The following is a 20,262-nucleotide window of genomic DNA, read 5'->3' as shown; positions in this document are numbered from 1 at the left end:
GAGTCGAGGTCAGCCCCTGACCCTATATATATCGACAATATCTCGCAAATCTGTAAGAGGAACGAGTGATGGTGCACAACTTGCCGTCGAAAGCCCTTTCCAAGGGCCGCCGACTCCTTGCCCTGGCCGCTCTCGGCCTGGCAGTCATGACGATCGCCGGCTGTGCCAGTGTCCCTCCGCCCGATGGCTCGATGAACCAGGCACTGGCCCAGTTGCAGGCCGCCCGGGATGCCGGGGCGGCCGATTACGCGCCGGTGGACCTGGACTACGCCCAGAGCAAGTTCCGCCAGGCGCAGGCCGCCATGGCCAGCCGTAAATACGACGAGGCGGCCGTGCTCGCCGACGAGTCGCGTGCGGACAGCGAACTGGCCCGTGCCAAGGCCCGCCTGGGAGCCGCCCGTGCCCAGAACACGACCAAGAGCAAGGAAAACTCACGCATGCGTGTCGAGATGATCGACAACCATGCCAACGACACGGTGCCCATCCCGTCCAATGTGCAGGAGTCGGAATCGGTGCTGCCCGAGCCCACGAACACCACCCCGCCGCCCGTGGGGGGGCAGACCCAGCCGCTGAACGATCCGTCCGGCAGCCAGATCCAGCCGTCCAACCCCCAGGGAGGCCAGTGATGAAGCGTTCCACCCTCCTTACCTCGGCCCTTGCCTTCGCGCTCGCGGCCGGCAGCGCCATGGCCGCCACGGACGACCTGGACATCCGTCGTCTCAATTCCAGCCTGGACCAGCTCTCCTCCGACCCCGTGCTGGGCAGCTACGCGCAGGCCGAGCAGGCGCGCGCCCGCGAGGCCATCAACCAGATGGGCCAGTTCCGTCCCAAGGACAAGGAACACGCCCATTACCTCTACGTGGCCGAGCGCCGCGTGGATATCGCCAAGGCCATGGCCCAGTACCAGGATGCCCAGGCCAAGAGCGCCCAGCTCGACCGTGAGCACGACGCCATCCTGCTGGAGGCGAGCCGGCTGGATGCCGAGATGGCCCGCCGCCAGCTCGAGCAGCAGCGCGCCCAGAACCAGATGATCCAGGAAGAGGCCGCCCGCCTGCAGCAGCAGGGCGTGGAATATTCCCAGGCGCTGGACCAGGCCAAGGCCGAGGGTGACAAGGCCAGGCAGGTCGCCGCGGCGCAGGCCAAGGTGGCCAACGCGGCCAAGAAGCAGGCCGCACTGGCCGAGGCGGCCGCACGTGCCATGCGCGACATGAACTCCTCCGATGGCGGTGCGCCCGCACCGACCCCGAAGAAGCCCAAAAAGTCGAACGGCAACTAAATCGCGTTTTTATGCGTTTTTAGGCGTGTAATGTGAGAAAAATCGCCCTTGCACGGCTCCGGTGAGCGGAGTAGCTTCGGTATCCCGTCACCGGAAAAACACGGTGGCGGTCCTGCCGGAGCCGTGCAACGCAGCGACCGCATGGCTCCCCTCACGACCGGCCCGCGCTGCGGGCCGATCCCACCGCGAGGAGTTTGCAATGTTCGAAAACCAGCAGCGTGACGACGTCGAGAAGTTCATCCACGCCAACGCGGAAACCCGTCGTCTCTTCTATCACCACCAGGAACTCGATACCAAGTTGCATGACGCCAACATCGGCTGTCTGCCTATCGATGACGCCAGCCTGGCGGGCCTCAAGAAAGAAAAGCTGCAGGCCAAGGAAAAGCTCCAACGAATGTGGGATAGCTGGCAACGGTCTCCACACTGAGCCCTGACCCGGCTCCATCGACCGACGGGCGCCGCAAGGCGCCCGTTTTCGTTCCATCGACCGGGTCGTCGCGCCCGGGTTGTACTACGCCATTACGGGTCGGCCGATCGGCCGGGCATCGGTTCACCGGCTCACCCTTTATGATGGGCGCCCAGAGGGCGAGGTCGAAGGGGCCACGCCGCAAAAACACGATGGAGTTCCAATGACTGTTCATGACAGCGTCCTCGACCTGATCGGTCACACCCCGATGGTGCGCGCCCAGCGCCTGGACGCAGGTCCGTGCGAGCTGTTCCTCAAGCTCGAGAGTGCGAATCCCGGTGGTTCGGTCAAGGATCGCATCGGCATGTCGATGATCGAAGGCGCCGAACGCGCCGGGAAGATCAAGCCGGGCGACACCCTGGTGGAAGGTACGGCGGGCAACACCGGCCTGGGCCTGGCGCTGGTCGCCCAGCAGAAGGGCTACCGGCTGGTCCTGGTGGTGCCGGACAAGATGAGCCGCGAGAAGATCTTCAACCTCAAGGCGATGGGCGCTGAGGTGGTGCTGACCCGTTCCGATGTCGCCAAGGGCCACCCCGAGTACTACCAGGACATGGCCGAGCGCATTGCGCGCGAAACCCCGGGTGCCTACTTCATCAACCAGTTCGGCAACCCCGACAATCCCTTGGCGCACACGCAGACTACCGGTCCTGAGATCCTGGAGCAGATGGGTGGCGACGTGGATGCGATCGTGGTGGGCTGTGGGTCCTCGGGCACCGTGAGCGGGCTCACTGCCTACCTCAAGGAGCACTCGCCGAAGACGCGGATCATCCTGGCCGATCCGGTCGGCTCCATCCTGGCGCAATACATCAACGAGGGCATCCTCTCGGAGAAGTCCGGCAGCTGGATGGTCGAAGGTATCGGCGAGGATTTCCTCCCCTCGATCAGCGACTTCTCGCTCGTGGAGAAGGCCTTCGCCATCACCGACAAGGAAAGCTTCCTCGCCGCGCGCGAGTTGCTGTCGAAGGAAGGCGTGCTGGGCGGCTCGTCCACCGGCACGCTGCTGGCCGCGGCGCTGAAGTACTGCCGCGAACAGGCCACGCCCAAGCGGGTGGTCACGCTGGTCTGCGATACCGGCAACAAGTACCTGTCGAAGATGTACAACGACTACTGGATGCTGGACAACGGGTTCCTCGAGCGCGAGCGCTACGGTGACCTGCGCGACCTGATCCTGCGTCCTTACGCACAGCGCGACACGGTGGTGATCAAGCCCGACGACATGCTGATTACGGCGTACAACCGCATGAAGCTGTACGACGTGTCGCAGCTGCCGGTGATGCAGGGCGATCGCATCGTCGGCATCCTCGACGAATCCGACGTCCTGCTGCACGTGCATGCGGACGAATCGAAGTTCCGCGACCCGGTGTCCACCGCGATGATGGCGTCGCCCGAAATGCTCCAGGTCAGGGAGCCGATCGAGGCGCTCCTGCCCGTGTTCGAGAAAGGTCATGTCGCCATCGTCGTCGACGGGGAGCAGTTCCTCGGCCTCATCACGCGGATCGACCTGCTCAATTACCTGCGTCGCAAAGTCAACTAAGGCCAAGGGGAAGCGTCATGTGTGGAATCGTCGCCGCTGTCGCGCAGCGTGATATCGCGCCCATCCTCATCGCAGGCCTGAAAGCCCTCGAATACCGGGGTTACGACTCCGCGGGCATGGCCATCGCGGATGGCGGCCAGATCCGCCGCGTCCGTGCCAAGGGCAAGGTGCGCGAGATGGAGGCCTTGTACGACGCGGACCCGGTACCCGGCGGGACCGGCATCGCGCACACGCGCTGGGCCACGCACGGCGTGCCCAGCGAGCACAACGCGCATCCGCATGTGCAGGGCCGCATCGCCATCGTGCACAACGGCATCATCGAGAACTACGCCTCCCTGCGTGAGCGCCTCAAGGCGCAGGGTCGCGTGTTTCATTCGGAAACGGACACCGAGGTGATGGGTGCCGTGATCGACGAACATGTGCAGTCCGGCAAGCCATTGCGCGAAGCGGTCACCGCCGCCGTGCGCGAACTGGAAGGTGCCTATGCCATCGCGGTGATGAGCCTGGACGAACCCGAGCGGGTCGTCGGTGCCCGTCGCGGTTGCCCCCTGCTGGTCGGCATCGGCATCGGCGAGCATTTCCTCGGCTCCGACGCGCAGGCACTCATCAAGGTCACCAACCGGATGATGTACCTGGAAGAAGACGACGTGGTCGAGATCACGCGGGAAACCGTGGAGGTGTTCGGCCTGGACGGCCAGCGCGTGGACCGCACGGCCCACGAAAGCGAGATCAGCGCCGACTCGGTGGAGCGGGGCGAATACCGCCACTACATGCAGAAGGAGATCTTCGAGCAGCCGCGCGCCGTGGCCGACACCCTGGAAGGTCGTATCGGTCCGCATGGCGTGTTGCCGAACATCTTCGGCATCGATGCCGACCCGATCCTCGACAAGACCCGTGGCATTCATATCGTCGCTTGCGGCACCAGCTATCACGCCGGCATGGTCGCCAAGTATTGGATTGAGGAATTGGCGCGAATCCCAGTGGTGGTTGAGGTAGCCAGCGAATATCGTTACCGCGACGTGGTCGTACCGGAGAACACCCTGTTCGTCGCGGTGTCGCAGTCCGGCGAAACCGCCGATACCCTGGCCGCCATGCGCGAGTCCCGTCGTCGCGGCTACCTTGCCACGTTCGCCATCTGCAACGTACCCGAGTCCTCGGTGGTGCGTGAATCCGACCTGCGCCTGATGACCCGCGCGGGCCCGGAGATCGGCGTGGCCTCGACCAAGGCCTTTACCACCCAGCTCACCGCGTTCGCGCTACTGGCGTTGGATCTGGGTCGGCGCCGTGGCCTGGATGAAACCAAGTACCTGGCGCACTGCAAGGAACTGCAGTCGCTGCCGCGCTACATCGAGAACGCGCTGAAGAGCGAGCCCGAGATCATCCGGATCGCCGACCATTTCGCTGCCAAGCAGCATGCGCTATTCCTCGGGCGCGGCGCGCAGTTCCCGGTGGCGCTGGAGGGTTCGCTCAAGCTCAAGGAAATCTCCTATATCCACGCGGAGGCCTATCCCGCGGGCGAGCTCAAGCACGGCCCGCTGGCGCTGGTGGACGAGAACATGCCGATCGTGGCGGTGGCGCCCAACGGGCCCTTGCTGGACAAGCTGAAATCCAACCTGCAGGAAGTACGCGCCCGCGGCGGCGAGCTGATCGTCTTCGCCGATGAGCGTGCGGAGCTGGATGCGGATGCCGACCATATCGCCACGGTGCGTGTGGACGGCGGTGGCGATCTGATCGCCCCGGCGGTCTTTACCATCCCGATGCAACTGCTGGCGTACCACGTCGCGGTGATGCGTGGCACGGATGTAGACCAGCCACGGAACCTGGCCAAGTCGGTGACGGTGGAATGACCGTATGACGTGTTTCAAGGCATACGACATCCGCGGCCGCGTCCCGGATGAACTCAACGAGGACATGGCGTACCGTATCGGGCGGGCGTGTGCGCGGACCCTGGGCGAGGGCGTCGTGGTCGTGGGCTACGACATCCGCGTCGACAGCCCGGCGTTCGCGGCCGCGGTAGTGCGCGGTCTGAACGATGAAGGTCGGGACGCCATCGACATCGGCTTGTGCGGCACGGAGGAAGTCTATTTCCATACGTTCCACCGCCAGGTCGCCGGCGGCATCATGGTAACGGCCAGCCACAATCCCATCGACTACAACGGCATGAAGTTGGTGCGCGAGGGTGCGCGGCCTATCAGCGGCGACACGGGGCTGCGCGATATCGAGCGGATGGTGGAGGCCGATGACTTCGGCGACGCTGCCACGATGCGCGGCAAGGTGGTTCACGACCACGACAAGTCGGCTTACATCGCGCATCTGCTCGGCTACATCGATCCGAAGGCCCTGCGGCCCTTGAAGATCGTGGTGAACGCGGGTAACGGCGGGGCCGGTGCGATCGTGGACCTGCTGGCGCCCCATCTCCCGTTCGACTTCGTTCGCATACATCACGCCCCGGACGGCACGTTTCCGAACGGCATTCCCAACCCGTTGCTGCCGGAGAATCGCAGCGCGACGGCGCAAGCGGTCGTGGCCCATGGTGCCGACCTGGGCCTTGCATGGGACGGCGACTTCGATCGCTGCTTCTTCTTCGATGCGCAGGGAAACTTCATCGAGGGCTACTACATCGTCGGGCTGCTGGCCGCGCAGCTGCTCGAGAAACAGTCGGGTGCGAAGATCATCCACGACCCGAGGCTTACCTGGAACACCATCGACATGGTGGAGCAGGCCGGTGGCGTGCCGGTACAAAGCAAGACGGGGCATGCCTTTATCAAGGAGCGCATGCGCCTCGAAGACGCCATCTATGGCGGCGAGATGAGTGCGCACCATTATTTTCGTGACTTTGCGTATTGCGACTCGGGCATGATTCCCTGGCTGCTGGTCGCCGAGCGCATGTCGAAGACCGGGGTCAGCCTCGGGGACATGCTGGAGCAGCGCATGGCGGCCTATCCCTGCAGTGGGGAAATCAATTTCGTGGTGAAGGATGCACCCGCGGCCGTCGCGAAGGTTATGGCGTTCTACGCGGATCAGGGCCCTTCGATCGACCATACTGACGGTGTGAGTGCCGACTTCGGCGACTGGCGCTTCAACCTGCGCTCGTCGAACACGGAGCCCTTGCTGCGGCTCAACGTGGAATCCCGCGGCGGCACGGCGTTGATGCACGAGCGTACGGCCGAGTTGTCCGCGTTGATCGAGCAATAGAAAAGGGGCCTCCCGGCCCCTTAACTTGCCAGGTACTGCCTGACGCTAGGCGCGGCCGTATACATCGTCGAAGCGAACGATGTCGTCCTCGCCCAGGTACGAACCCGACTGCACCTCGATCAACTCCACGGGCACCTTGCCCGGGTTGCGCAGGCGGTGGCGGCTGCCCAGGGGCAGGTAGGTGCTCTGGTTCTCGGCCAGCAGGAACACCTTGTCGTCGCAGGTGACCTCGGCCACGCCCTTGACGACGATCCAGTGCTCCGCACGATGATGGTGCATCTGCAGGCTTAGCGCGGCGCCTGGCTTGACCACGATGCGCTTTACCTGGAAGCGGTCGCCGGACTCGAGTGAGTCATAGCTGCCCCACGGGCGGCGCACGACGCGATGCAGGTCGTGCTCGCTGCGACCGGCGGCTTTCAGTTGTTCGACAATCTTCTTCACGTCCTGCGACGCATCGCGGCGTGCGACCAGTGTCGCGTCCGGCGTGGTGACGACCACCACATCGTCCAGGCCGATGGTGGCGACCAGGTGGCGATCGTGCGATCTGATCAGCGATCCACGGGTATCGAGTGCGATGACATCGCCTTCGATGTGGTTGCCGTGTTCGTCCTTGCCCGCCGCCATCCACAGCGCGTCCCACGAGCCGATGTCACTCCACCCGCACGCCACCGGCACCACGGCGGCGTGGCCGGTTTTTTCCATCACCGCGTAGTCGATGGAATCGCTCGGCGCGGCGGTGAACGCGTCGGCGTCGAGCCGGATGAAGTCCAGGTCGGTATTCGCCTTGCCGAAGGCCGCTTGAGCGGCCTCCAGCATCGCCGGTGCCAGCGTCTTCAGTTCCTCGATGTAACGCGAGGCGCGGAACAGGAACATGCCCGAGTTCCAGTCGTAGTCGCCACTGGCCAGGTACGACTCGGCCACATCCAGCGCCGGCTTTTCCACGAACTGGGCCACACGGAAGGTCTCGCCCTCCAGGCTTGCGCCGCGGCGGATGTAACCGAAGCCGGTTTCCGCCCGGTCGGGCCGGATGCCGAAGGTCACCAGCCAGCCCTGTTCGGCCAGGCGGCGTGCCCGTGCCACGGCCTCGGTAAAGGCGCCGGTGTCACCGATCAGGTGATCGGCGGGCAGTACGAGGATCAGGGCATCCGCATCGCGCGTCATGGCCTGCAGTGCGCCGACGGCAATGGCCGGCGCCGTGTTGCGCGGCACCGGTTCCAGCAGGATGTTGGCGTTGGCGATGCCCAGTTCCTGCAGCTGCTCCGCGGCAAGGAAACGCTGGTCGTCGCTGGCCACGACGACCGGCGCGGCGGCATCGGGGAGGGAGGCCGCGCGTAACACCGTCTGCTGGAACAAGGTTTCCTTACCCGACAGCGAGAGGAACTGCTTGGGCAGGTTGCGGCGCGAGATCGGCCACAACCGCGTTCCGCTGCCGCCGCTCAGGATAAGGGGAATCAGCATGACCGCCTCACGAAGTGGGGAGTTGACCGAGCGTTGCGCGAAGTCCTTCGCGCCAGTCGTGCAGCGGGTGGCCGAACGTGGCGGCAAAGCCCGAGTTGTCCAGCACGGAGTATTCCGGACGCCGGGCGGGCGTGGGGAATTCGCTGCTGGCAATGGCGGTTACCCTGGGCTTCCGGGCGATCACGCCGCTGGCCGTCGCCTCGTCGAAGATCGCCTCGGCAAAACCGTGCCAGGTAGTCTCGCCCGACGCGGTGAGGTGGTACGTACCCGACAGGCCGGCGAGATCCGCGGCGGGTGCCGACTGCATCCGGTCGATGGCGGCCAGCGTTCCCTCGACGATGAGCGTCGTGGTGGTGGGCGTGCCGCGTTGGTCGGCGACGACACGCAGTTCGTCGCGATCGGCGCCCAGGCGCAGCATGGTGCGAAGGAAGTTATGACCGACCGCCGAGTAGACCCAGGCCGTGCGCAGGATCAGGTGGTCAGCGCCGCTGGCGCGCAGGGCTTCTTCGCCAGCGAGCTTGCTGCGGCCGTACGCGCCCTGGGGGCCCGTCACCGCCGTCGGCGCGTAGGGCGCGGTGGCGTCGCCGGGGAACACGTAATCCGTGGAGTAATGCACCACCAGGGCGCCGTGACGGGCGGCCCAGTGTCCGATGACGCCCGGGGCGTCGCCATTGACACGGGTGGCCACGGCCTCGTCGGACTCGGCTTTATCCACGGCGGTATAGGCGGCGGCATTGACCACCACGTCGGGCCGCTTGGCGTCCAGCAAGGCTTCCAGCCCGGCAAGATCTGTCAGGTCGCCCACGACGCCACGGCCGCCGCCGACGGCAAGGGAGCCGTCCCGCGAGGCGGCAATCAGCTCACCCCGGGCAGCGAGGCCGCCCTGGCTGAGGAAGGTCTGGCCTAGCTGGCCGTTGGCGCCTAGCAGCAGGATCTTCACGGACGGAACTCCGGCAGACGGTCCTCGGCGATATCCGCCAGCAGGGGCGCCTTGGTGTCCTTGTCGGACAGCAGGGGCTCGGAGATCGGCCAGTCCACGCCGATGGCGGGGTCGTTCCAGCGTACGCCGCCGTCGGCCTGGGCGTTGTACAGGTCCGTGCACTGGTACGAGAACGTGGCGTATTCGGAGACGACGCAGAAACCGTGCGCGAAACCCTCCGGTATCCAGAAATGCCGGTGGTTCTCGGCGGTCAGCATCACGCCAGCCCATTGCCCGAAGGTGGGCGAGCCGCGGCGGATATCGACGGCGACGTCGTACACCTCGCCTTCCAGCACGCTGACCAGCTTGCCCTGTGGATGCGGCCACTGGTAATGCAGGCCGCGCAGCACGCCGCGGGCGGAGCGGGAGACGTTGGACTGGACGAAACGGCGGTCGATGCCGGCTTCGCGGTACTTCGCCTCGTTGTAGCTCTCGTAGAAGAACCCACGGCTGTCGCCGAACACCTGCGGTTCGATGACTATGCAGCCGGGCAGGGCGGTTTCAATGAATTTCATCCGACGTAACCTTGCTCGATCAGGTGCTGGAGGTACTGGCCGTAGCCGGTCTTGGACAGCGGCTTGGCGAGCTTGAGCAACTGCTCGGCGTCGATCCACTGGTTGATATAGGCGATTTCTTCCGGGCAGCAGACCTTCAGGCCCTGGCGGTTCTCGATCGTCTGGATGTACTCGCCGGCTTCCATCAGGGATTCGTGCGTGCCCGTGTCGAGCCAGGCGTAACCGCGGCCGAGCTGTTCCAGGTGCAGCGACTCATCGTCCAGGTAGCAACGGTTGAGGTCGGTGATCTCGAGTTCGCCACGCGGCGAGGGCTTCAGGTTTTCGGCGTAGTCCACGGCGCGGTTGTCGTAGAAGTACAGGCCCGTGACCGCATAGCTGGACTTCGGCTTGGCGGGTTTTTCCTCCAGGCCGATCACCTTGCCGCTGGCGTCGAATTCGGCCACGCCGTAGCGCTCCGGGTCCTTCACGAAGTAGCCGAACACGGTGGCACCGGATTCCCGGGAGGCCGCGCGCTTCATCCGTTCGGTCAGGCCGACGCCGTAGAAGATGTTGTCGCCGAGCACCAGGCAGCTGGGATCGTTGCCGATGAAGTCCTTGCCGATGATGAAGGCCTGGGCCAGGCCATCGGGCGACGGCTGCACGGCATAGGTGATGTTGATGCCCCACTGGCTGCCGTCACCGAGCAGGCGCTGGAACAGGGCCTGCTCGTGCGGCGTATTGATGACCAGGATGTCGCGGATGCCGGCCAGCATCAGCGTCGCCAGCGGGTAATAGATCATCGGCTTGTCGTACACCGGCAGCAGCTGCTTGCTGACCGCCTGGGTGATCGGATAGAGCCGCGTGCCGGAGCCGCCGGCGAGGATGATGCCCTTGGTCGTCATGCGCCGAGTCGCTCCAACTGGTAGCTGCCGTCGAGGATGTTCTGGATCCACGGTTTGTTGTCGAGGTACCACTGCACCGTGGCCTTGATGCCGGACTCGAACGTATGTGCCGGCGACCAGTTGAGTTCGTCCTTCAGCTTGCTGGCATCGATCGCGTAGCGGCGGTCGTGGCCGGGGCGGTCGCGGACGAAGGTGATCAGGCTTTCGTGTGGCTTGCCGTTCTCGAGGGGCGAGACCTCGTCGAGGATGGCGCAGATCGTCTTGACCACCACCAGGTTGGCGCGTTCGGAATTGCCGCCGACGTTATAGGTTTCACCCAGGCGGCCGGCTTCGAGCACGCGGCGGATGGCGCTGCAGTGGTCTTCCACGTAGAGCCAGTCGCGGACGTTCATGCCATCGCCGTACACGGGCAGGGCTTCACCGGCCAGGGCCTTCTGGATGACCAGCGGGATCAGCTTCTCAGGGAACTGGAAGGGGCCGTAGTTGTTCGAGCAGTTGGTGGTGAGCACCGGCAGCCCGTAGGTATGGTGGAAGGCGCGGACCAGATGGTCGGACGCGGCCTTCGATGCCGAGTACGGGGAGTTGGGGGCGTACGGGGTGGTTTCGGTGAAGAAACCTTCGGCGCCCAGCGAACCGTACACCTCGTCGGTGGACACGTGCAGGAAGCGGAAGGCCTTGCCGGCCGCCTCGTCGAGGCCGCGCCAATAGTCGCGGGTGGCTTCGAGCAGGCCCAGGGTGCCGACCACGTTGGTTTCGATGAACGCGGCGGGGCCGTCGATGGAGCGGTCGACGTGGCTTTCGGCAGCGAAATTCACCACGGCATCGGGGCGGTGTTCGGCCAGCAGGCGCGTGATCAGCTCACGGTCACCGATATCGCCCTGCACGAAGACATGCGCCGGGTTGCCGGCGAGGGACTGCAGCGTCTGCATGTTCCCGGCGTAGGTGAGCTTGTCGAGATTGACGACACGGAGGCCGTCAGCCACGGCCTGGAGGACGAAATTGGCGCCGATGAACCCCGCGCCACCGGTGACTAGTAAAGTTTTCATGGAGTTACGCGTGATTCCTGGGTAAGCGATCGGATATTCTCGCATGCACGCGGGCGGGTTCAACGGTATCGCCTGTCATATTCAAAAAGATGAATGGTGTCAGAGAGCGCCTACAGGGCTCTGAAACCTCGCCAGGCAAACTGGTTAAGATATGCGGTCCTCTGCGCCCGGCGCAGTCATGCTGGCTTGCCAGCCAATCAAATCAGGCGCTTATGGCTTCGAAACCTTCCAAATCGACTCGTCAGGGCCTGGGCACCCGCGCCATCCATGCGGGGCAGTCGCCCGATCCGAGCACCGGCGCGATCATGACGCCGATTTACGCGACCTCCACCTACGTTCAGGAAAGTCCTGGCGTCCACAAGGGTTATGAGTACTCGCGTACACAGAATCCGACGCGGATGGCGTACGAGCGTTGCGTAGCCGACCTGGAAGGCGGCGTCGCCGGTTTTGCCTTCGCTTCGGGACTCGCTGCGGCGGCCACCACGCTAGAGCTCCTGGATACCGGAAGCCACGTGATCGCCATGGACGACCTCTATGGCGGCAGCTACCGTCTGTTCGACAAGGTTCGCCGTCGTTCGGCGGGGCTGGATTTTTCCTTCGTCGATCTCAATGACACCGCCGCCCTCAAAGCGGCGCTGAAGCCGAATACCCGGATGATCTGGGCGGAGACCCCGACCAACCCGATGCTCAAGCTGGTCGACCTCGCGAAGGTGTCCGCCTTCGCACGAAAGCATGGGCTCATCCTGGTCGTTGACAACACGTTCTGCTCCCCGATGCTGCAGCGGCCGATCGAGCACGGGGCCGACCTGGTCCTGCACTCGGCGACCAAGTACCTCAACGGCCACTCCGACATCGTGGGTGGCATCGTCGTTGCCGCGAATGCCGACATGGCCGAGCGGATGGGCTTCCTGCAGAATTCCGTCGGCGCCGTCGCCGGGCCCTTCGATGCGTTCCTGGCCATGCGGGGCCTCAAGACCCTGCACCTGCGCATGCGCCAGCACGTCGAGAGCGCAACGGATCTCGCCGCCTGGCTCGAGCGCCATCCGGCCGTGAAACGTGTCATCTACCCCGGCCTGAAGAGCCATCCGCAGCACGCGCTGGCCCGCCGCCAGATGGACGGCGCGGGCGGCATCATCACGGCTGAGTTACACGGCGGCCTGCGCAAGACACGTCGCATACTCGAACGATGCGAGCTGTTCGCGCTGGCCGAATCGCTGGGTGGCGTCGAGAGCCTGATCGAACACCCGGGCATCATGACCCACGCCTCGATCCCCCCGGCGACACGCAAGCGCCTTGGCATATCGGACGGCCTCATCCGGCTTTCGGTTGGCGTCGAGGACATCGAGGATCTCCGCGGCGAACTGGCCGCGGCTCTGGCCTGACCACGCGACTGAAGACTGGAGTAAGTGCACCTTGTCGTACCCCTCGTTGCAGAAGCCCACGCTGTCCGGTCCTTTCGAGGCCTTCGGCAAATACCGCTCGCTGACCCTGGCGTTGAGCAAGCGGGAGTTGCTCGGTCGTTACCGGGGAGCCACGTTCGGCCTGTTCTGGTCGCTGATCAGCCCGTTCCTGATGCTGGGCGTGTATACCTTCGCGTTCGGTTACATCATGAAGAGCCGGTGGCCCCATACGTCCGACAGCACGGGCGAGTACGCGCTGATCCTCTTCGTGGGCCTGATCATCCATGGTTACTTTGCCGAATGCCTGATCCGCTCGCCGACCCTGATCGTCGGTAATCCCAATCTGGTCAAGCGGATCATTTTCCCGCTGGAGATCCTGCCGTGGCCGATGGTGCTTTCCGCGCTGTTCCACGTGGCGGCGAATTTCATCGTGTTTTCGTGCCTGCACCTGGTCTTCAAGCACTACGTGCCCTGGACGATCATCTTCCTCCCGGTGGTGCTGGCGCCGTTCGTCCTGTTCACCATGGGTGTCAGCTGGTTCATGGCGTCCCTCGGCGTGTACATCAGGGATATCCCGCAGGTCACCGGCGTCATCGCCACGGCCATGCTGTTCCTGTCGTCGGCCATCATCCCCGTCGACTCGCTGCCGCCGCAATATCGGCTGTTCTTCGCGATGAATCCGTTGTCTTTCATCATCAACCAGGCGCGTGAAGTGGCGCTGTGGGGCAATGTGCCCGACTTCTTCGGCCTTGCCCTGTATGCGGCGGGGAGTTTCGTCGTCGCCTACCTCGGCTATGCCTGGTTCCTCAAGACGAAGCGGGGGTTCGCCGATGTCATCTGATCCGTCATCACTGGTCGAATCGCCCGCCGGCGCCGGTCCCGACGTGGCTATCGCGGTCAACGACGTCAGCAAGTGCTATCACATCTACGACCGGCCGGTGCATCGGCTGCTCCAAGGGCTGGCCGGGTCGCGACGCACGTATTACCGCGAGTTCTGGGCGCTGCATGGCGTGTCATTCGACGTGCGCCGGGGCGAGACGCTGGGCATCATCGGGCGCAACGGCTCCGGCAAGTCGACCCTGCTCCAACTGATCGCGGGCACGCTCGCGCCCACGGAAGGTTCGGTATCGGTCAGCGGTCGCGTCGCGGCGCTGCTCGAACTGGGTAGCGGTTTCAATGCGGAGTTCACGGGGCGCGAGAACGTTTACCTCAATGCCTCGATCCTCGGTCTGACTAATGCCGAGATCGACAGCCGTTTCGATGCCATCGCGGAATTCGCCGACATCGGTGCCTTCATCGACCAGCCGGTGAAGAGTTACTCGAGCGGCATGGTGATGCGCCTCGCCTTCTCGGTCATCGTGCATGTCGATGCCGACGTCCTGATCATCGATGAGGCGCTGGCGGTCGGTGACGCGTTCTTTACCCAGAAGTGCATGCGGTTCCTGCGGGACTTCAAGGCGCGGGGCACGTTGCTTTTCGTCAGCCACGACGGCGCCGCGGTCACGGGACTGTGCGACCGCGCCATCTGGCTCGACAGCGGTGTGGTCAAGGCCGCCGGCGTGGCCAAGGATGTCATGGCCGCCTACACCGAAGCGTTCATCCACGAACGTCAGGGCACCAAGTCGGGCACGCTGGTCGCCCGGGCCAAGACCGACGCACGCGTCGCCCGGCGACGGGACGAGAGGCTCGAGCTCCGGGATCGTTCGGTACTACGCAACGATATCGAGCTGCTCCCCTTCGATCCTAATGCGCCGAGTTTCGGTGAATCGCGGGCGGAGATCGCGCACGTTGCCATGGTGGGCAGCGACGACAGCGAACTCGGCCTGATATTCGGTGGCGAGGAAGTGGCACTGAAGATCGACGTGGTCGCCAAGGGTGATCTCGACGGCGTCATCGTGGGGTTCTACATCAAGGATCGCCTCGGACAGCTGCTGTTCGGGGACAATACGCATCTGTACATCGACGAGAAGTTCCAGGTCGAAACAGCAGGGACGCTGACTGCGGTCTTCAGGTTCGAAATGCCAAGACTGCAGGCTGGCGAATATTTCGTGACGGCGGGCGTGGCGGAAGGTGACCAGTCGGAGCATGTCATCCAGCACTGGATACACGAGGCCATCAAGTTCAGGTCCGATGGTCGGGGTACGCCCTCCGGCCTTATCGGCATCAACATGCTCGACGTCGAAGTCATCAGGGAAAACCAATCGTGAATTTCAACCTCGACAAGTATCGGACCGCTTTCCTCAAGCCGTCGCTGACGTTCCCCTATCCTTGGGCAGGGCATATCCCGTTCGCCTATGCGGTGATCGAGATGCTGCGCCCGCGAAAGCTGGTGGAGCTGGGCACGGACTCGGGTAACTCCTATCTGGCGTTCTGCCAGGCAGCCGAAGCGATCGGCCTGGAGGCCGAATTTTTCGCTGTCGACAGCTGGGAAGGCGATCCGCAGGCGCGGTTCTACGACAGCTCCGTGCTGGAAAGCCTGCGCGCGCGACACGACAAGCGGTTCGGCCACTTCTCGACGTTGCGACAGGGCTATTTCGACGACGTGCGTGACAGCTTCGAGGATGGCAGCATCGATCTGCTGCATATCGATGGCCTGCATACCTATGAGGCGGTCAGTCACGACTTCAACACCTGGTTGCCGAAGATGAGCGACCGGGGTGTCGTTCTCTTTCACGACAGCCAGGTGCGGCATGGTGACTTCGGCGTCTGGAAGTTCATTGCCGAACTGCGCGAGCGTTACCAGGTATTCGAGTTCAATCACAGCAACGGCCTGGCCGTGTTGCGCGTCGGCTCCGCTTCCACTGAAGCGTTCGACGACTTCATGGCGCTCGCCGCGGCACAGCCGGATCGGGTCCGGAACTACTTCGAGCAGATCGCAGGCACGATCATCGACGAAGAAACGCGGCTTCTCGATCGAGCCATCGCCCTGCCGTCCGGGGTCGAGGCTCGCATCTATTATCGCAATGAAGACGAAGGCTTTTCGGAGCAGAAGTCGATATCGGCGAAGGCGGGCGGCGCGCTCGGCCAGGTCAGCCTCATGTTCCGGCTTCCCCCCGGTGAGCGCCCCGATTTCATCCGTATCGATCCCGCCAACGTGGGTGGTGTGTTCAGTGTCCTTTCCATGGCATTCCGCCACGAGCTGAGCGAGGTCGTGAGCCTCGATGTTCGTGCGGTGGAGCGACTGTTGAGCGTGAGTGGCCAGCTGGTGAGCGATCGATTCGAGGGCGGACTGCGCATCGCCTCTTTCCACGACGATCCCAATTTCGAGATCTACGTCGGTGATGTGTGGGGCAATCTCAGTCGTGAAGGCTGGGTCGCGCTGGAGACGACGCTCGATTATGAGGTGCTGCTGACGGATCGCGATGTGGCCGAGGTCGCGCACTCGCAGCTTGCCGGCGTGACGGCTGAGGTCAACGGCCAGGAGAAGCGTTTGCCACTGGCCGCACTGCGTTCGCAATTGGCCGCCTTCGACGCGTCGGTCGCGGAAGCGAGGGCACGGCTGGATGTAAATACACAGGCGACGAACGGCCTCATAGCCGATCTCGGCGAGAAACTGGCGCAGTTGATCGCCAAGACGGATGAACTCACCGCGAAGACGAGCGCCGTGGAAGCGACGACAAACGAGTTGGTAGCAAAAACGGATGGCCTCACCACGAGGGCCGACGATCTGTCCGCGAGGATAGACGTCTCTTCCGCGCTACTTCAACATATGAGCCAGCGATCCTTCTTTGATCGCTTTCGCGTACGACCACGATCACGTTCATGAGCCGTCACGGCCTCGACGTCGTACATGTGTCATTTTGGGGGTTAAAAAAAGGTGTCTCTGGTGATTGACAATAGCGCGCCGCATCGCGGTCCGGGTATGAAACTCGAGCCGGCTAACGATCTGGTGGCCAGTGCCGGTTCGGCGAAGCGCTGGAAATCCACGGGTCCTGATCCCCAGTTCCGCGTCGAGCTTCCAGGCGGCCGCCTGGAAGCCGGCTGGTACGAGGTAACGTGTGATCTTGAGGCGGTTGATGGGGCGGGCCTCTCCGCAGTGCTTTATCCCGATTTCGGCACGCCGGTGCTGGAATCCGACGGCATACCGCTGTTCGGTGCGGCCACCCGGACGCGCACCTCTATCATTGTGCTCAAGCGCGATATCGTCGGCCTGCGCTTCGATCCGCTCAGCAGCGAGGCGGAGTTCGACCTTGAGTTGTTCACCCTCACCAAGGTGGGCCGCTTCCATGCGGCGCGCGAGATGTGGAGCGCGATCACGCAGCGTTCGGGCGTCGTCATGTCGCGCAAGCGCCTCATCCGGCGCTGTGCATACCAGCTTTTCCGCAACGGGCCGCGTGCCGTCGGGCAAGCGCTGTATGCGCTGTACCTCGACATCGTAGCGATTTCGCTCTCACGGAACTACCTGAACTGGGTGCTCACGAACGACACATGGACGCCGGCGAGGGCGGAAGAAATCAGGGCATCGTTCCGTGGTCGCGAAGATGCGCCCTCGATATCCGTGGTGATGCCCGTCTACAACCCGCCGGAAAAGTGGCTGCGTCGGTGTATCGATTCCGTCATCGAGCAAAGCTACGAGGCATGGACCCTGTGCATCGCCGACGACTGCTCGCCCAATCCCCGCATCCGCTCGGTGTTGAGCGAGTACGCGGCCCGCGACCCGCGTATCAAGGTGGTGTTCCGGGAGAAGAATGGACACATCTCGCGCTCGTCCAATTCCGCACTGGAATTGGTGACGGGCGATTACGTGGCGCTGCTTGACCACGACGATGAACTCTCGCCCGTTGCCCTGTCCACCATGGCCAAGGCGATCATGGACAACCCGGATGCCCAGGTCCTGTACTCCGACGAGGACAAGATCGGTGAGGACGGGATTCGCTTCGATCCGTACTTCAAGCCGGATTTCAACATCGACTTGTTCCGTGGGCACAACATGGTTAGCCACTTCGGTGTCTATCGCACGGCGTTGCTGCGCGAACTTGGTGGCTTCCGCGAAGGTTATGAAGGCAGCCAGGATTACGATCTGGCGCTGCGTTGCGTCGAGCGACTGTCGCCCTCGCAGATCGTCCATGTGCCGCACGTGCTCTATCACTGGCGGACCATCGCCGGCTCCACGGCCGCCGGGCCGCAGGAGAAGAGCTACGCAGGCGTTGCGGCGAAGAAGTCGCTGACGGCGCACTTCGAACGGGTGGGTATTCGCGGTCGCTTTGAAGAGCTGTCCTCGTTCCCGGGCAACTTCGCACATACGATCGAGCCAGACGATGTACCGCTCGTCTCGATCATCATCCCCACGCGTGACCGAGTTGATCTTCTCAAGCAGTGCGTCGAGAGCATCCTGGAGAAGACGACCTACGCCCGCTATGAGGTGCTGATTGTCGATAACGGGTCGGTCGAGCAGGAAACGCTGGATTACTTCGAAGGGCTGACCGTCGCGAACCGGGCGAAGGTGCTTCGCTATGACGCGCCGTTCAACTTCTCCGCGATCAATAATTTTGCGGTAGGCCAGGCGGCCGGCACGGTCCTGGTTTTTGCCAACAACGATCTGGAAGTGATCTCTTCCGGCTGGCTCGACGAGCTCGTCTCACACGCACTGCGCAAGGAAGTGGGGGCGGTGGGCTGCATGCTGTATTACCCCAACGATACCGTCCAGCATGCCGGTATCATTCTCGGCCTCGGGCAGGCGCGCATTGCGGGCCATGCCTACCATCTGCAGCAGCGTGGCTATCCCGGTCAGATGTGCCGGATGCACCTCACCCAGCAACTGTCGGCCGTCACCGCGGCTTGCATGGCTGTTCGTCGCGAGGTGTTCGACGAGGTCGGTGGCTTCGACGAGGCACTGGGGGTGGCATTCAACGATGTCGACCTGTGCCTTAGGATTCGTGCGAAGGGCTACGCCGTGGTCTGGACGCCCCGCGCCGAGATGTATCACCACGAATCCGCATCGCGCGGCCACGACGATGTGGGCGCCCGCAAGGAACGGTTCGACGCGGAGTCTGCGTTCATGGCTTCTCGCTGGGGCGCCGAGTTGCTCAACGATCCTTATTTCAACCCGAACCTGAGCCTGGACGACGCATCGTTCATGTTCGGTCCGAAGCGCCATGTCCGGCAGTGGCAGGCGGGCGCCTGAAACGAAAACCGGGGCGGCCATCGCCGCCCCGGCTCGCTTAGGCCCTAGGGTGTGGTGACGTTCAACCACCATCCCGGCGGGATGGGAATAGCATGGGGACCCGTCTTCTGCAGCTCCCTTGCGTGCGCCTTCCACTGGAAGTCCGGCATGGGATCGCGCCGCATATGCCCGGGGTTGGACAGGGCGACCATCGCAATGCACACGAGCACGATCGCGCAAACGTCCTTGCGCCGATAAGCCGTCGCGGACGCGATGGCGGCGAATGCGGCCCACCAGAAGACAATCCGCAGGGCGTGGAAATACCTGTCGGCGAACGTAAGTTCGTAGTGGTCGGCGATGGTGGCGGTCTTGGCCATCCCTGATAACGCGCCGACGACAGTGAACAGAAGAAGGGCGAGGATCGTCATCCGGTGCTCGCCCTTCATGCGTCGCCCGAAGATCAATGCGCCGACGATCACCACATAGAGCAACGCGCAGGTACCGTTGGTGAGGAAATCGAAGCCGAACACATGGGACGGGATCAAGTCGAACAACCCGATCTTCAGCAGCCTGATTGGCGTTGGTGCATCGCCCGGAAAAGGCATCGGGTGAGTCAGGAGTGTTACCAGTTGGGCGAGTCCGCCGGTGGCGACGATGGCTATGGCACGTCGATCGCTCAGGGCGCTCCAAGTACCGAGGTGCCCACCGAAGGCGCCGATGCCGAAACGACGGTCGAGCCACGAGGACAGCCATAGTCCGACGACGAGACATGACGTGATGAGCGAGAACGGTCCGGTTAGCGCGACGAGCAGCAAGACCATGTCGCCGGCATGCGCGCGCCAGCCACGCAAACGTGGTGCCGTGGTAAGGCATGCCACAGGAAGCACCAGCTGCAGGAACCACTGCACATTCGTGAGGTTGCCGAAGATCTCACCGCTCGTTGGCAGGACAAGGATGGTCGCCAGCATCAGGGAAAGCGGCAGGACATGGCGCAGCCTGCCCAAGACAAAGGCGAGACCCGCGGCACTCATGACGATGGCGGAAAGGTTGTAGATCAGCGGCGCGCGCACGGGACTGGTGAAGTTCGCCATCCATGCGACGAGTCGGGGGATGGCGTGCAGGTAGCCGGCGTACGGGGTGAACACATGGGGAAGCCATTGCGCATACTGCGCGGCGAAGAAGTCCTTTCCGTCCTCGGCCCAGAACTGGGGCGTCGTCAGCGCGTCATTGGACTTGAAGGCAATGGCGAGGAAGAGCACCAGGAATAACGAATAGGTGCCTGCGGGGGTTTTGTCGCTTTCGACGGCAGGTGCCATCGGCGGCTCGTTGCGTCGTATTTCATGTTCGGCGAGCAAGCTGGCATCCTCTGCATCGTTCACGCGTCATGGCGCGCCTTTATTGTCGTACCT

At 63.7% G+C, this 20,262-nt stretch carries 17 protein-coding genes; 11 read left to right on the top strand and 6 right to left on the bottom strand.

Annotated elements, in window-relative coordinates; all coding sequences use genetic code 11:
* The first annotated feature begins 68 nt into the window (after positions 1-68).
* The 6 genes from ACVKN3_RS13540 (at position 69) to ACVKN3_RS13515 (ending at position 6,471) form a co-directional block, all read left to right on the top strand.
* The gene (locus tag ACVKN3_RS13540; RefSeq protein ID WP_285405856.1) at positions 69-626 is read left to right on the top strand and encodes a DUF4398 domain-containing protein; all 558 of its coding nucleotides are present in this window, start codon (positions 69-71) and stop codon (positions 624-626) included.
* A complete protein-coding gene (locus tag ACVKN3_RS13535) occupies positions 626-1,276 on the top strand; it encodes a DUF4398 domain-containing protein (protein WP_285405855.1) in 651 nt (216 codons plus the stop codon). Before ACVKN3_RS13540 ends, ACVKN3_RS13535 begins: the two co-directional genes overlap by 1 nt.
* Before the next feature lie 199 nt (positions 1,277-1,475).
* Positions 1,476-1,703 (top strand): YdcH family protein, encoded by a 228-nt coding sequence (locus ACVKN3_RS13530; RefSeq protein ID WP_285405854.1) that lies wholly within the window; start codon positions 1,476-1,478, stop codon positions 1,701-1,703.
* A 202-nt stretch (positions 1,704-1,905) separates the two neighbouring features.
* Complete coding sequence (locus tag ACVKN3_RS13525; RefSeq protein ID WP_354514656.1) at positions 1,906-3,276, top strand: pyridoxal-phosphate dependent enzyme; 1,371 nt, start codon at positions 1,906-1,908, stop codon at positions 3,274-3,276.
* A 17-nt stretch (positions 3,277-3,293) separates the two neighbouring features.
* Entirely contained in the window at positions 3,294-5,123 is a 1,830-nt protein-coding gene (glmS, locus tag ACVKN3_RS13520; protein ID WP_285405852.1) for a glutamine--fructose-6-phosphate transaminase (isomerizing), read from the top strand.
* A 4-nt stretch (positions 5,124-5,127) separates the two neighbouring features.
* Positions 5,128-6,471, top strand: a complete 1,344-nt coding sequence (locus tag ACVKN3_RS13515) for a phosphohexomutase domain-containing protein (RefSeq protein ID WP_354514654.1) — start codon at positions 5,128-5,130, stop codon at positions 6,469-6,471.
* 45 nt (positions 6,472-6,516) lie between these two features.
* Here ACVKN3_RS13515 and ACVKN3_RS13510 read toward each other — a convergent pair whose 3' ends face one another.
* The 5 genes from ACVKN3_RS13510 to rfbB are packed head-to-tail and all read right to left on the bottom strand — an operon-like array spanning position 6,517 to position 11,350.
* On the bottom strand, positions 6,517-7,929 hold the full coding sequence (locus ACVKN3_RS13510; protein WP_285405850.1) for a mannose-1-phosphate guanylyltransferase/mannose-6-phosphate isomerase: 1,413 nt from the start codon (positions 7,927-7,929) through the stop codon (positions 6,517-6,519).
* A 7-nt stretch (positions 7,930-7,936) separates the two neighbouring features.
* Positions 7,937-8,869: a dTDP-4-dehydrorhamnose reductase gene (gene rfbD / locus ACVKN3_RS13505; protein WP_354514652.1), complete on the bottom strand. Its 933-nt coding sequence runs from the start codon at positions 8,867-8,869 to the stop codon at positions 7,937-7,939.
* Entirely contained in the window at positions 8,866-9,423 is a 558-nt protein-coding gene (gene rfbC, locus ACVKN3_RS13500) for a dTDP-4-dehydrorhamnose 3,5-epimerase (RefSeq protein WP_036139942.1), read from the bottom strand. Before rfbC ends, rfbD begins: the two co-directional genes overlap by 4 nt.
* On the bottom strand, positions 9,420-10,304 hold the full coding sequence (gene rfbA / locus ACVKN3_RS13495; RefSeq protein ID WP_036139944.1) for a glucose-1-phosphate thymidylyltransferase RfbA: 885 nt from the start codon (positions 10,302-10,304) through the stop codon (positions 9,420-9,422). The genes rfbC and rfbA overlap by 4 nt, the downstream gene beginning before the upstream one ends.
* The gene (rfbB, locus tag ACVKN3_RS13490) at positions 10,301-11,350 is read right to left on the bottom strand and encodes a dTDP-glucose 4,6-dehydratase (protein WP_354514650.1); all 1,050 of its coding nucleotides are present in this window, start codon (positions 11,348-11,350) and stop codon (positions 10,301-10,303) included. The genes rfbA and rfbB overlap by 4 nt, the downstream gene beginning before the upstream one ends.
* Before the next feature lie 212 nt (positions 11,351-11,562).
* Here rfbB and ACVKN3_RS13485 point away from each other — a divergent pair, with 212 nt between their 5' ends.
* The 5 genes from ACVKN3_RS13485 (at position 11,563) to ACVKN3_RS13465 (ending at position 18,874) form a co-directional block, all read left to right on the top strand.
* On the top strand, positions 11,563-12,732 hold the full coding sequence (locus ACVKN3_RS13485) for a trans-sulfuration enzyme family protein (RefSeq protein ID WP_354514928.1): 1,170 nt from the start codon (positions 11,563-11,565) through the stop codon (positions 12,730-12,732).
* 31 nt (positions 12,733-12,763) lie between these two features.
* Positions 12,764-13,591: an ABC transporter permease gene (locus ACVKN3_RS13480; protein WP_240003867.1), complete on the top strand. Its 828-nt coding sequence runs from the start codon at positions 12,764-12,766 to the stop codon at positions 13,589-13,591.
* A complete protein-coding gene (locus ACVKN3_RS13475) occupies positions 13,581-14,957 on the top strand; it encodes an ABC transporter ATP-binding protein (RefSeq protein WP_051938630.1) in 1,377 nt (458 codons plus the stop codon). The genes ACVKN3_RS13480 and ACVKN3_RS13475 overlap by 11 nt, the downstream gene beginning before the upstream one ends.
* Positions 14,954-16,516 carry a class I SAM-dependent methyltransferase gene (locus ACVKN3_RS13470; RefSeq protein ID WP_354514647.1) on the top strand — a complete coding sequence of 521 codons (1,563 nt, stop codon included), beginning with the start codon at positions 14,954-14,956 and terminating at the stop codon, positions 16,514-16,516. The genes ACVKN3_RS13475 and ACVKN3_RS13470 overlap by 4 nt, the downstream gene beginning before the upstream one ends.
* A 96-nt stretch (positions 16,517-16,612) precedes the next feature.
* Positions 16,613-18,874, top strand: a complete 2,262-nt coding sequence (locus ACVKN3_RS13465; protein ID WP_354514645.1) for a glycosyltransferase family 2 protein — start codon at positions 16,613-16,615, stop codon at positions 18,872-18,874.
* A 44-nt stretch (positions 18,875-18,918) separates the two neighbouring features.
* Here the strand turns inward: ACVKN3_RS13465 and ACVKN3_RS13460 are convergent, their stop codons facing one another.
* Entirely contained in the window at positions 18,919-20,232 is a 1,314-nt protein-coding gene (locus ACVKN3_RS13460) for a hypothetical protein (protein WP_354514644.1), read from the bottom strand.
* Positions 20,233-20,262 lie beyond the last annotated feature (30 nt).

Source organism: Luteibacter sp. PvP120, assembly GCF_054055715.1.
This window is presented reverse-complemented; position numbering and strand designations above follow the sequence as displayed.

Excerpts from the sequence above, each read along its gene's own strand:
- ACVKN3_RS13515 (WP_354514654.1), top strand. The coding sequence starts at position 5,128 with ATGACGTGTTTCAAGGCATACGACATCCGCGGCCGCGTCCCGGATGAA.
- ACVKN3_RS13540 (WP_285405856.1), top strand. The coding sequence starts at position 69 with ATGGTGCACAACTTGCCGTCGAAAGCCCTTTCCAAGGGCCGCCGACTC.
- rfbA (WP_036139944.1), bottom strand. The coding sequence starts at position 10,304 with ATGACGACCAAGGGCATCATCCTCGCCGGCGGCTCCGGCACGCGGCTC.
- ACVKN3_RS13475 (WP_051938630.1), top strand. The coding sequence starts at position 13,581 with ATGTCATCTGATCCGTCATCACTGGTCGAATCGCCCGCCGGCGCCGGT.
- rfbB (WP_354514650.1), bottom strand. The coding sequence starts at position 11,350 with ATGAAAACTTTACTAGTCACCGGTGGCGCGGGGTTCATCGGCGCCAAT.
- ACVKN3_RS13510 (WP_285405850.1), bottom strand. The coding sequence starts at position 7,929 with ATGCTGATTCCCCTTATCCTGAGCGGCGGCAGCGGAACGCGGTTGTGG.
- ACVKN3_RS13465 (WP_354514645.1), top strand. The coding sequence starts at position 16,613 with ATGAAACTCGAGCCGGCTAACGATCTGGTGGCCAGTGCCGGTTCGGCG.
- ACVKN3_RS13525 (WP_354514656.1), top strand. The coding sequence starts at position 1,906 with ATGACTGTTCATGACAGCGTCCTCGACCTGATCGGTCACACCCCGATG.
- ACVKN3_RS13485 (WP_354514928.1), top strand. The coding sequence starts at position 11,563 with ATGGCTTCGAAACCTTCCAAATCGACTCGTCAGGGCCTGGGCACCCGC.
- glmS (WP_285405852.1), top strand. The coding sequence starts at position 3,294 with ATGTGTGGAATCGTCGCCGCTGTCGCGCAGCGTGATATCGCGCCCATC.
- ACVKN3_RS13530 (WP_285405854.1), top strand. The coding sequence starts at position 1,476 with ATGTTCGAAAACCAGCAGCGTGACGACGTCGAGAAGTTCATCCACGCC.
- rfbC (WP_036139942.1), bottom strand. The coding sequence starts at position 9,423 with ATGAAATTCATTGAAACCGCCCTGCCCGGCTGCATAGTCATCGAACCG.
- ACVKN3_RS13535 (WP_285405855.1), top strand. The coding sequence starts at position 626 with ATGAAGCGTTCCACCCTCCTTACCTCGGCCCTTGCCTTCGCGCTCGCG.